Origin of the sequence: Neptuniibacter sp. QD37_6 (genome assembly GCF_047778085.1) — a bacterium.
Lineage (GTDB): Bacteria > Pseudomonadota > Gammaproteobacteria > Pseudomonadales > Balneatricaceae > Neptuniibacter.
In genome coordinates, this window is sequence record NZ_CP180550.1 from 1502721 (window position 1) to 1515356 (window position 12636).

A 12636-nucleotide genomic window follows, 5' to 3' on the forward strand; every position below is an offset into this window, starting at 1 on the left:
TTCAATTAAAAATAGAGGCCAAGCTGATAAGGGTGACAGCCCGGCCTCAAGACTTACAGGGATGGAAACGGATTAACCGCGGTAGTAACGCTGCTCAATAAATGGTGCTTTAGAAACCACCATTGGTAGCTGCTTGCCACGTACTAGAGCGAAAACTTCTGTTTCAAGTGCAGAGTAAGCAGTTTCTACATAACCCATAGCTACTGGCTTGCCTACTGTCGGGCCGAAGCTGCCAGAAGTAACAGTACCGATTTTTTCACCGTCAGCATTAACAAGGTCAGCGCCTTCACGGATCGGAGCTTTACCTGATGCGATAAGGCCAACACGCTTACGGCTGTAGTTTTTGTTAGCGATCTGATCAAGGATCTTGTCAGCACCTGGGAAACCGCCAGCACGTTCGCCATCGGCACGACGGCACTTGCTGATCGCCCAGATAAGGCTGCCTTCGATTGGTGTCGTTGTTGGATCTAGGTCGTGACCGTATAAGCAAAGACCAGATTCCAAACGTAGAGAGTCACGTGCACCAAGACCAATAAACTCAACTTCAGGCTGCTCTAGGAATAGGCGGCATAGGCGATCTGCATCAGCAGAAGGGATAGAGATCTCATAACCATCTTCACCTGTGTAACCAGAACGGCTCACGAAGCAATCAACACCATCGATAGCGATGTGACGAGAGTCCATAAATACAAGTTCGTTTACTTCTGGGCAGATGCGCGATAATGCTTGTGCCGCTTCTGGGCCTTGAAGTGCAACCAATGCACGATCATCTAGAACTTCCAACTCAACGCCTTCACCAAGGTTTGCACGCATGTGAGCGATGTCCTGATCTTTACATGCAGCGTTAACTACAACGTAAAGGTGGTCACCGTAGTTAGTCACCATCAGGTCGTCCATGATGCCGCCTTCATCATTAGTGAAAAGGGCATAACGCTGTTTGCCTGCTGGTAGATCGATAATGTCTACAGGCACTAGTTTCTCTAGTTCAGCTGCAGCATTTTCGCCTGTTAGCTTAACCTGACCCATGTGAGATACATCAAAAAGACCTGCGTGATCACGAGTGTGAACGTGTTCTTTCTTTACACCTAGCGGGTATTGAACCGGCATTTCAAAACCTGCGAAAGGTACCATTTTTCCACCTAGCTCAATGTGCAGGTCATATAGAGGTGTTTTGCTCAGTTCGGACATTGTGTTCTCCATAATGCTTGTTCTGTGCAGCCTTCGTATTTACGAAGCTGCTCGTGTTCTTCAGGTGCAGTGCTTTGACTACAGTTCTTTAAGTGCAATCTGATGGAAAAGCTCTATTGGGGTAAAACTCTTTCAACAGATTGTTCAGGGTTTAAAGGATCGGACCACCGTCGGTGATCCGATCTTTAGCTTGACTGATTAAGCGTTTTTACCGTCAGTTGTATCAACTGGAGCACCGTTACGCGCGAAGTACTCTTTAGTCAGTTTGAAGACAACTGGGCTCAATAGCGCCAGAGCAATCAAGTTAGGCAGAGCCATCATGGCATTTAGCGTATCTGCTACTAGCCAGATGAAATCCAGACTTACGATTGCGCCTACAGGCACCGCAATAATCCAAAGAACACGGTATGGTTTGATCGCTTTAACACCGAATAGGAACTCAACACAGCGTTCGCCGTAGAAGGACCAACCGATGATTGTAGTGAAAGCGAATACCGCTAGAGCGATAGCTACTAGGTAGTTACCAACACCAGGAAGTGCATGAGCGAAAGCTGCAGACGTTAGTGCTGCGCCAGACTCGCCTGATGTCCAAGCACCAGATGTAATGATAACCAGACCAGTAATCGAACAGATGATTAGGGTATCGATAAACGTACCCAGCATCGCGATTAGACCTTGGCGAACAGGATCTTTTGTTTGAGACGCAGCATGGGCAATAGGTGCAGAACCTAGACCCGCTTCGTTAGAGAAAACACCACGTGCTACACCGAAACGGATAGCAGCCCAAACAGCAGCACCCGCAAAGCCACCTTCAGCCGCGGCTGGAGAGAATGCGTGAGTGAATACTAGATCCAATGCTGCTGGGATTGCTTCAGCATTAATAGCTAGTACTACAAGGCCAGCACCTAGGTAAGCAATTGCCATTAGAGGTACTAGAGAACCAGCAACTGCGCCGATACGCTTGATACCACCAATAAGAACAGCACCTACAAGTACCATTAGAATCAAGCCTGTTACCCAAACATCTAGGCCAAAGTTAGACTCTAGAACGTCTGCAACAGAGTTGGACTGTACTGTGTTACCGATACCGAAAGCGGCTACTGCACCAAAGATTGCAAATGCAGTACCTAGCCAAGCCCACTTAGCGCCAAGACCGTTTTTGATGTAGTACATCGGACCACCAACATGGCGGCCTTCTTCGTCTACTTCACGGTACTTCACAGCAAGTACTGCTTCAGAGAACTTAGTTGCCATACCAACTAGTGCGGTACACCACATCCAGAATAGAGCACCAGGTCCGCCTAGGAACACAGCAGTTGCTACACCGGCAATGTTACCAGTACCAACTGTTGCTGATAGCGCAGTCATTAGTGCTTGGAAGGGAGAGATTTCGCCTTCTTTTTCTTCTCCTTTTTTAGTTTTACGGCCTTCGAACAGAAGTTTGAAACCCGTACCTAGTTTAAGAAGAGGCATAAGACGTAGACCCAGCATTAGGAATAAACCAACGCCAAGAATAAGAACAAGCATCATAGGACCCCACACGATCCCATTAATGCTGCTGATGATAGAGGTTAATGTTTCCATGAACCTAGACTCCAATCGGATTGTTATTTTTATTTGAACGCACTTGGATTGTTTAAAACTTCTTAAAGCACTAGGGCAGAGCTTTTAGATTTCCAAACATACTTACTTACAAAAGGTGAAGCTTTCGGCTTCGCTTACTTCGCTTGAATCTGTCACTCAAGAAAAAGAAAGGTTATCTGTGAAATAAGTTTCCAATACGAAACAAAGCTAGCGTAAGGGAAAATTAATTTCAACGAAAATATGTTGAAAAAGATTTGATTAGAGCTATCTAATTTCTTTTTTTTTGAATAAAGCTTAATAAAAACAAGCGGTTGGCGTTACGGGAAAAATTTTCATCTTAGGCGTGTAGGCTAAAAAGCTTATCAGCAGGGCGGTTTACTATGATGAATCTTCGGTCGTAAGCTAGTTTTAGACTGCTTTTTATTCATAGGTGCTGCCACTGTCGACCTAGGTGCGTGTATGAAATTAGGCATAGGCTTTAATGTAGCAAGAAGCGTTTAAGGTGAATTTGAGAGCAATAAAACTGGATTTAAATGAAAAAAGTTTCCAATAGGAAACTTTTTGTTGATTTTGGAAAATCTCACTGCTAGTCTGAAATCAAATCGACGGTATTTGAACAAATAACGATCAATTTGTTCGAAGTTATATAGCTCTTTAATCAGCGGACTATCACCGCAACCGTACATAGAGACGGTTTAAAGAGTAGATAAATAAAATAATAAAAAGAGCGGTTAGACCGCTGTAGTGAGGTCACAGTGCCATTAAGTATTTTTGATCTATATAAAGTAGGGATTGGTCCTTCCAGTTCTCATACGGTAGGCCCGGTTGTTGCGGCTAACCGTTTCTTAGATGAATTGCGTGAGCGTGATCAACTGGATCAAGTTGCCTCAGTACATGTAGGTTTGTTCGGTTCTTTGGCGATGACAGGTAAAGGTCACGCAACGGATGTTGCTGTGATGATCGGTCTAATGGGTGAAAAACCAGACCTAGTCGATCCAGATAAAGTGCCTGTTTACGTTGATCAGATTCGTAACACTAAGCAGATCAATTTAGCAGGCGAGCGCATTATTGCGTTCAACCCTGAAACGGATCTGCCTTTTAACTTTGGTGAGTCTTTACCAAAGCATCCAAACGGCATGCATTTTAAAGCGTACGATGCAGCCGGCATTATTTTACACGACAACATCTTTTACTCCGTAGGCGGTGGCTTTGTACTAAGTGACGCCGAAGCGGGTAAAGATAAAGATGCTGAGCCTGAATTCAAACTTCCTTTCCACTTCGATAATGGCGTTGAGCTATTAGAAGTCTGTGAACGTGAAGGCAAAACCATTGCTGAAATCGTTTTAGCCAATGAGCTGACTTGGGCCGAACAAGACGTGTTAGAAGAGCGCCTGTGGAACCTTTGGCAGGTGATGGATCACTGCATTAAGCGTGGCTGTACAGAAGAGGGTGAGCTACCGGGTGGTTTGAATGTTAAACGCCGTGCCCACGAGCTTTATGAAGAGCTTAAGTCTAACCCAGAAGCAGCACTGAAAGATCAGTTAACTGTAATGGATTGGGTCAATCTATTTGCTATTGCGGTTAACGAAGAGAACGCAGCGGGCGGTCGTGTGGTGACGGCGCCAACAAATGGTGCTGCCGGTGTTATCCCTGCTGTTCTAGCTTACTACGACCGTTTTGTCCCGGGTTCAAATCGACAAGGTATTTTCGATTTCTTAGCGACATCCGCTGCTATTGGCATGCTTTATAAGAAGAACGCTTCTATCTCGGCTGCCGAAGTGGGCTGCCAAGGTGAGATCGGTGTGGCTTGTTCTATGGCTGCTGGTGCACTTTGTGCCGTGATGGGCGGTACTAATCAGCAAATCGAGAACGCTGCAGAAATTGGGATGGAGCATAACTTAGGCCTGACCTGTGACCCGATTGGCGGTCTGGTGCAAGTGCCTTGTATCGAACGTAACACTATGGGGGCGGTTAAGGCGATAAATGCTGCACGCTTAGCCCTACGTGGTGATGGTAAACATCATGTATCTCTAGACTCTGTTATCGAAACGATGCGTCAAACAGGTCTGGATATGCAGGACAAATATAAAGAAACCTCTCAAGGTGGGCTGGCTGTTAACGTGGTTGCCTGCTGAATCTTCGTAATAAAAAATAAGAGAATAAAAAATCATGAGTCACAGTGATCTGTATCGCAACGACGCTGTTTGCGAAGCATTTTTTACCCAAGACTTAGCAGAGCGCGATGCTGATCTGCTGTCTGCAGTAAATGAAGAGTTTGATCGTCAGGAGATGGGGATTGAGCTGATAGCCTCTGAAAATATTGTATCTAAAGCCGTAATGCAGGCGCAGGGTACAGTACTAACAAACAAATACGCAGAAGGTTATCCGGGCCGTCGTTACTACGGTGGTTGTGAGTACGTAGATAAGGCTGAAGGCCTAGCTATCGAGCGTGCAAAAGAGCTATTTAACTGCGAATTCGTAAACGTTCAGCCGCACTCAGGTGCGCAAGCAAACGGCGCGGTTATGTTGGCACTATTGCAGCCGGGCGATACTGTATTGGGCATGTCTCTGGATGCTGGTGGTCACTTGACTCACGGTGCACGTCCAGCCCTTTCCGGTAAATGGTTTAATGCTGTGCAATACGGTGTGTCTCGTGAAGATAGCCGTATTGACTATGATGAAATTGAGAAGCTAGCAGTTGAATGCCAGCCGAAGATGATTATTGCAGGTGGTTCTGCGATTCCTCGTCAGATCGATTTTGCGCGTTTCCGTGAGATCGCTGACAAAGTAGGTGCGTACTTGTTTGTTGATATGGCGCACATCGCCGGTCTAGTGGCTACAGGTGCTCACCCATCACCGCTTCCTCATGCACACGTTGTAACGACAACAACGCACAAAACTCTACGTGGCCCTCGTGGCGGCATGATCCTATCTAACGACCTGGATCTAGGTAAGAAGATCAACTCTGCGGTATTCCCTGGTCTTCAGGGTGGTCCATTGATGCACGTAATCGCAGCGAAAGCAGTTGCTTTCGGTGAAGCGCTACAGCCTGAATTTAAAGTTTACATTGATCGTGTAGTAGAGAATGCCAAAGTACTTGCGGGCGTTATGGTTGAGCGCGGTTGCGACATCGTAACTGGCGGTACAGATACGCACCTGATGTTGGTCGATCTTCGCCCTAAAGGCCTGAAAGGTAATGTCGTAGATGAAGCGCTAGAGCGTGCTGGCATTACTTGTAACAAAAATGGCATCCCATTTGACCCTGAAAAACCAATGGTGACTTCTGGTATTCGTCTAGGTACGCCAGCAGGTACAAGCCGTGGTTTTGGTCCAGAAGAGTTCAAGCTGATTGGTAACCTAATTAGCGATGTATTGGATGGTCTAGTGGCTAACCCAGAAGATAACTCCAAAGTTGAAGCGGAAGTGCGTGCGCAGGTCGAAGAGCTGTGCAAGCAGTTCCCTCTTTACCGTTAATAAACCTGTGTAACGAATGAGCAATAGGAAAACATTATGAGCATTCCATCTAACTACCTTTTCACACCAAGCCATGAGTGGGTTTTGGACAATGGTGACGGCACTATCTCTCTAGGCGTATCTGATCACGCTCAGGAACTTCTAGGAGATGTAGTTTTCGTTGAACTACCAGAGATCGGCCACGCAGTAGAAGCGGGTGAAGAGTTTTCTCTAGTTGAGTCTGTAAAAGCAGCGTCCGACATCTACTCTCCAGTAAGCGGTGAAGTGGTTGAAGTAAACGAAGCTTTGGAAGATGCCCCAGAGACAGTAAACGAAGCACCATACACAGACGGTTGGATCGTGAAAATTAAGCTTTCTGATTCATCTGAATTGGCGAAACTTCTAAACGCAGAAGCGTACGAAGCAACGATTGCAGAAGAAGCTTAATTGGTTGAGTTGCTAGGTATGTTGCAAAGGTCTAATCAGCCTGAGTACCTAGTAACCCTGTCCCCCAATTAGCTTTAGCAAGGCGAAGTGGTAGTGCAGGACCGCTTCGCACCCTTAAATTTATTTGGTTTAAGTGTCTGTTACACGCATTTAAATCGAGCTGTTACCACAGGTTATTGTTATGGCAGTAGAAACTCGTACTTTGAGTGATCTTCAGCAGACGACTGACTTTACTCGTCGTCATATTGGTCCAGATAGTGAGCAGACTCAGGAGATGTTGTCCTTTTTGGGTCTTAACTCAATGGATGAACTGATTGCACAGACAGTTCCAGATTCAATCCGCTTAGATGACGCGTTAGATATGGCGGATAGCAAGACTGAAGCTGATGCGCTTGCATATATCAAAACACTAGCTGATAAAAATAAGGTTAATAAATCTTATATTGGTATGGGCTATAGCAATACTTTGGTTCCAAACGTTATCTTACGTAACGTTATGGAAAACCCAGGTTGGTACACAGCTTATACACCTTACCAACCAGAGATTGCCCAAGGCCGTCTAGAAGCGTTGCTTAACTTCCAGCAGATGGTGATGGACCTAACCGGTATGGAATTGGCGAATGCTTCTCTACTTGATGAAGCAACTGCTGCGGCAGAAGCGATGACGCTGTGCAAGCGTTCTAACCGTAAGAAAACCAATACTTATTTTGTTGCTGATGATGTTCACCCGCAAACGCTGGACGTCATCAAAACACGTGCCGAATACTTTGGTTATGACATCGTAGTGGGTAACCCGCTAACAGATCTAGAAGCTGCAGACCCATTTGGTGTTCAGCTTCAGTACCCAAGTACTTACGGCGATATCACTGATATCAAATCTATCATTGATGCGGCTAAAGGCCAGAAAGCAATGGTTTCAGTTGCTGCTGATATCCTAGCCTTGGTTCTTCTTAAATCACCAGGTGAGCTGGGTGCTGATGTTGTACTAGGTTCCTCTCAGCGCTTTGGTGTACCAATGGGCTTTGGTGGTCCACACGCAGCTTTCTTTGCTGCATCTGAAAAGCTAAAACGTTCTGTGCCTGGTCGTATCATCGGTGTATCTATCGATGTAAACGGTAACCAAGCATTGCGTATGGCGATGCAAACACGTGAGCAGCATATCCGTCGTGAGAAGGCGACTTCTAACATCTGTACAGCTCAAGCGTTGCTTGCCAATATGGCTTCTTTCTACGCTGTATACCACGGCCCAGAAGGCCTTAAGACGATTGCCGAGCGTGTACATCGTTTGACGGCTGTGCTTGCTAATGGTCTTAAGGCGAAAGGTGTTGCGGTTAACGACACGTACTTCGATACGTTGACTGTTTCTCTACCTGAGACTCAAGAGGTTGTTTATCAAAGAGCGATCGATGCGGGTTGTAACTTCCGTAAGGTTGGCTCTGATAAGTTGGGTATCAGCTTGGATGAAACAACTTCTTCTGAAGATGTTGTGCAGTTGCTAGACGTTATCCTTGGTGATGATCACGGTCTAAGCGTTGCTGAGCTTGATGCAGCAATTGTTGCAGGTGAAGTGACGGGTATCTCTGCAGAGATGCGTCGTGAAGACGCAATCCTGACGCACCTAACGTTCAACAGCTACCACAGCGAAACTGACATGCTTCGCTACATGAAGAAGCTAGAGAACAAAGATTACTCTTTGGCGCATGGCATGATCCCACTAGGTTCTTGCACCATGAAGCTAAACGCTACGGCTGAGATGATCCCAGTTACATGGCCTGAGTTTGCAAACATTCACCCGTTTGCACCGGCTGACCAAGTGCAGGGCTATCATCAAATGCTGCATGAATTGGAAGATCAACTAGTAGAGATTACAGGTTACGATAAAGTTTCTTTGCAGCCTAACTCAGGTGCATCTGGTGAATACGCAGGTCTATTAGCGATTCGTAAGTACCAAGAGTCTGTTGGTGAAGGCCATCGTAATGTTTGCTTAATCCCATCGTCTGCGCACGGTACTAACCCTGCTTCTGCAGCGATGATGGATATGAAGATCATTGTGACTAAGTGTGATGACAACGGTAACGTTGATGTTGCTGATCTTCGAGCGCAAGCTGAGCTACACAAAGATGATCTATCTTGCTTGATGATCACTTACCCATCTACACACGGTGTTTATGAGGAAGATATCGTAGAGATCTGCGACATCATTCACAAAAACGGCGGTCAGGTTTATATGGATGGCGCGAACATGAATGCGCAGGTAGGTATCTCTAAGCCGGGCGCAATCGGTTCCGATGTATCTCACCTAAACCTACACAAAACATTTGCTATCCCACACGGTGGTGGTGGCCCAGGTATGGGCCCAATCGGCGTTAAGAGTCACTTGGCACCATTCCTTGCAAGCCACAAAGTAAGCCCAGTTGAAGGTGTAAATCCAGAAAACGGTGCGGTTGCAGCGACGCCTTACGGTTCTGCTTCGATCCTACCAATCACGTGGATGTACAACGTTATGCTAGGTAAGTCTGGCCTTAAAGCATCGACAGAGATGGCGATCCTTAATGCTAACTACATGACTGAGAAATTGGCTGCGCACTATCCGGTACTTTACCGTGGTCGAAACAACAAAGTTGCTCACGAATGTATTGTTGATATTCGCCCAATCAAAGAGGAAAGCGGTGTTACTGAAGAAGATATTGCTAAACGTTTAATGGACTACGGTTTCCACGCGCCAACAATGTCCTTCCCAGTTGCTGGTACTCTGATGATCGAGCCGACTGAATCGGAATCTAAAGCAGAGATTGATCGTTTTATCGATGCCATGGTTCAGATCCGTGAAGAGATCAACAAAGTGCAAAACGGTGAATGGCCAGCGGATAACAACCCGCTATTCAACGCGCCGCACACGCAATCGGACATTATGAGTGCAGCTTGGGAGCGCCCATATAGCCGTGAAGAGGCAGTATTCCCGAATGAAGCGACCCGTCAGAACAAGTTCTGGCCAACAGCTAATCGTATCGACAACGTATACGGTGATAGGAACTTTATCTGTTCTTGTCCGGGTATCGAAGCTTATCAAGACCAGTAATTATCTTTTGTTGCAGGGTTGCTGCTGCAACAAAGTTAAAAAGTCGAACCATTGGTCTTGAGCCAAGTGAACCGGAGATCCACTTGGTTTAATTCAGCGAAAGCCAATCTGTGCCGGCTTGAGCTGAACAACGGGTAAAACGTCAGAATTGCCCGTTACTCCCGCAGTTACCAGGGGGGAATCTGGTAACTGCAACCTTTCTATTTTATAGGTCGTTAGAGTGGATTTGGTGTCTACTCGAAATTGGTGTGCTCCCAGCCTTGTGTTGGAGCTTTTTGCGGGGCTAATTTAGCCCCGTTTTTTTTGATCTTTAAAAATTTGAATAGGATTCACTGAATAACTTTAGAGATTTTCAAGATGCATTGCCGGAGAACCTCTGCGAACTCAACTAAAATAACTGTATGAAAAATGATCTGTTTTTCATTGGGAACGTAATAGCTAGAGGCAACTCAAAGCTAATAACTCGCAAAATAACAAGCCTAAGAGGTGATCATTATGCTGCTGAGTCACATACCCGGAATGTTTACCCACCCTGATGCAGAGTGGGAATTGATCAAAAAAGAGCACAGTAATCCCAGTCGTATCTACATGGCCTATACCTGTCTATTGGCGATAATAGGTCCTGTGTGTGCTTACATTTCTACAACTCAATTTGGTTGGCGTGTCGGTGATGGTGAGTTGATTAAACTCACTGCAGTAAGTGCATTGCAATTGAACGTCTTAACCTATGTAGCAATCCTTGTTGGTGTGTTTGGCTTAGGCTGGATGATTGACTGGATGTCAAAAACTTACGGTAGTGGACATGATGAATATGCTGCAAATGGTATTGCCTTAGCTGCTTATTCTTGTACGCCGCTTTTCTTAGCGGGCTTTATCTCTTTATACCCCGTTCCATGGGCTAACATGTTGGTATATTTAGCGGCTGCAGCTTATACCGGTTATTTGATCTATGACGGTTTGCCACATGTGTTGGGGATCGATAAAGATCAGGCTTTCTTCTTCTGTGGAGCAATTCTGGCGGTAGGGCTTGTCTATTTGGTTATTACTCGCGTAGGTACAGTGATTGTGTGGAACCTTGGGTTCGCACCTGTATTTATCTCTGGGTGATAAGGTTACTGAAATGAAAAAGAGCAGCTTATAAGCTGCTCTTTTTGTTTTTGATGAGTGTTTTAGAAAAGCTCTACGTCATCATCGGGTACTTCAATTCGAGAGCTAACTTCGTTGAAGTGTACAATGAGGTTTCGGCCGTTGTTTTTTGCGTGGTATAGCGCTCGGTCGGCTTGCTCAAAGTGCAGCATTGGAGGTGTAACCGGGTCAATCTCTGTATAGCCAACACTTACTGTTAGTTTGCCTGATGGGAATGTGTAATCCTGAACTGCTTTATGGAAGCGTTCGAGTATTTGTAGGGCTTGATCTTGATCGGCATTGTTGAGAATGACGACAAACTCTTCGCCGCCATAACGGAACAGAAAATCGGTATAACGGAAGGTTTTCTTCATCAATTCTGCGAAATGCAAAAGAACTTCATCGCCGTAAAGATGGCCGAAGGTATCATTAATATTTTTGAAGTGGTCAATATCGAGAACAACCATCCAGGATGAGTTTATGTGGTTATTCTTATGGCCGCGATGAAACGCTACGACCTCGTTAAGGCTCAATTCCATGGTTTGTCTATTAGGTAAGCCCGTTAGCATATCGCGTTCTTTAGCATCTAATAATGCAACCTGCTTTTCATAGATACTGAAGACACCTTCGATCAAAACCATATCCGTTTCAGATACTTTGCCCGTGATCAAAATGATACGTCGAGGAATAACATCTTTAGTAATGTCTAAGAATATATAGTCTTCACCTTTGAACTTCATGCATGCTACACCACCTTTACTTTTTGGCAGCGTTTTAAGCATTAGATCGCTATGTCGATCTTCAAATGATTCATCTAAGGTAATTGGAAAGCGTCTGATGGAAAGGCCGGTATCGGACTTAGCATCACCGAAAATTTCATACGATACCGCATCATCTACACCTTCTAGAGAGCAGAAGTAGTGAAGAACTGCATGGGTCAGCGAATTATAAGATTTATGCGCTAGGAACTTTGCGGATAATTCAAACGCTTGTTTGATGTGAAGATGTTCGCTCATAGATACTACTTAACGCTACAAGGCCCGTAGAAATTAGGTTTCTATAAATTGTAGCAGTCTAAACGATATTACTGAACAACCGCTTGATATAAATTAGTTTTATTTGATTTAATTGTGTTTTATTTTCAGCTAGTTATCTTTTTATAGATAGCACGTCGTTTTTTTTCTGGTTCAATTCCCTATGTTAGAGGAGTTTTACAGCAGAAATGCACATTTTCGGCGTAAGAGTTATTTAATGGCTTGCTCAATAACTGGCTGAGCATTGGTTTTACGGTGTTGTCTCCATGTGTACCAGCCTCCTAACGCTAAAGCTAACCACGCGAGGGTGTCTATAAAAGCAACCCCGTTAATATCAATCCCAGTTTCACGAAATACCCGATCCCAGTGAGATCTACCAGCGCCAGATTTGTAGGCAAAGCGTTTGCCATTTGCATCAATTCCGATGAGTTGGTCGTATTTATACGCGTAGTCATGGATTAAACCGGGTAGAAATAATAGGCCTGTCGGGGAGAGAATTGCCCAAAGGGGGCGGGGGATGGAAGCACCGTCAAATTCGAAACCTTTAGGTATCACAATGGTCGTCCCATCACGCATAGTGTAGGTCCAATCAGAAGTAAGTACCCATTTTCGAACGGCAAAAATCCAACGTAGGATTCGAATAATGAGGGATTCGTTTTTGGTTTTTATAGGTAGTGGACGAATAGTTGGCATATTCACCAGATGACTCCTTGTCTTGTTGGTCAA

General features: G+C 45.2%; 9 protein-coding genes. 5 read left to right on the plus strand and 4 right to left on the minus strand.

Annotated elements, in window-relative coordinates:
• Positions 1-72 precede the first annotated feature (72 nt).
• Both gcvT and ACMXYO_RS07070 read right to left on the minus strand, forming a co-directional pair.
• Positions 73-1188: a glycine cleavage system aminomethyltransferase GcvT gene (gene gcvT / locus ACMXYO_RS07065; protein ID WP_415887808.1), complete on the minus strand. Its 1116-nt coding sequence runs from the start codon at positions 1186-1188 to the stop codon at positions 73-75.
• Between the two features lie 198 nt (positions 1189-1386).
• Positions 1387-2772 carry an alanine/glycine:cation symporter family protein gene (locus ACMXYO_RS07070; protein WP_415884246.1) on the minus strand — a complete coding sequence of 462 codons (1386 nt, stop codon included), beginning with the start codon at positions 2770-2772 and terminating at the stop codon, positions 1387-1389.
• Positions 2773-3527: 755 nt separating this feature from the next.
• On the opposite strand from ACMXYO_RS07070, the gene ACMXYO_RS07075 reads away from it, so the two are divergent.
• From ACMXYO_RS07075 to ACMXYO_RS07095, 5 genes are all read left to right on the plus strand, one after another.
• The gene (locus ACMXYO_RS07075; protein ID WP_415887809.1) at positions 3528-4907 is read left to right on the plus strand and encodes an L-serine ammonia-lyase; all 1380 of its coding nucleotides are present in this window, start codon (positions 3528-3530) and stop codon (positions 4905-4907) included.
• Positions 4908-4941: 34 nt separating this feature from the next.
• The gene (locus ACMXYO_RS07080) at positions 4942-6246 is read left to right on the plus strand and encodes a serine hydroxymethyltransferase (RefSeq protein WP_415887810.1); all 1305 of its coding nucleotides are present in this window, start codon (positions 4942-4944) and stop codon (positions 6244-6246) included.
• 33 nt (positions 6247-6279) lie between these two features.
• Positions 6280-6672 carry a glycine cleavage system protein GcvH gene (gcvH, locus tag ACMXYO_RS07085; RefSeq protein ID WP_415884652.1) on the plus strand — a complete coding sequence of 131 codons (393 nt, stop codon included), beginning with the start codon at positions 6280-6282 and terminating at the stop codon, positions 6670-6672.
• 181 nt (positions 6673-6853) lie between these two features.
• Positions 6854-9751, plus strand: a complete 2898-nt coding sequence (gene gcvP / locus ACMXYO_RS07090) for an aminomethyl-transferring glycine dehydrogenase (protein WP_415887811.1) — start codon at positions 6854-6856, stop codon at positions 9749-9751.
• A gap of 495 nt (positions 9752-10246) precedes the next feature.
• A complete protein-coding gene (locus ACMXYO_RS07095; RefSeq protein ID WP_415887812.1) occupies positions 10247-10858 on the plus strand; it encodes a Yip1 family protein in 612 nt (203 codons plus the stop codon).
• A 62-nt stretch (positions 10859-10920) separates the two neighbouring features.
• Here ACMXYO_RS07095 and ACMXYO_RS07100 read toward each other — a convergent pair whose 3' ends face one another.
• Together ACMXYO_RS07100 and ACMXYO_RS07105 are read right to left on the minus strand one after the other, a co-directional pair.
• Entirely contained in the window at positions 10921-11892 is a 972-nt protein-coding gene (locus ACMXYO_RS07100; protein WP_415887813.1) for a GGDEF domain-containing protein, read from the minus strand.
• 228 nt (positions 11893-12120) lie between these two features.
• Positions 12121-12603, minus strand: a complete 483-nt coding sequence (locus ACMXYO_RS07105) for a DUF1353 domain-containing protein (RefSeq protein ID WP_415888079.1) — start codon at positions 12601-12603, stop codon at positions 12121-12123.
• Positions 12604-12636 lie beyond the last annotated feature (33 nt).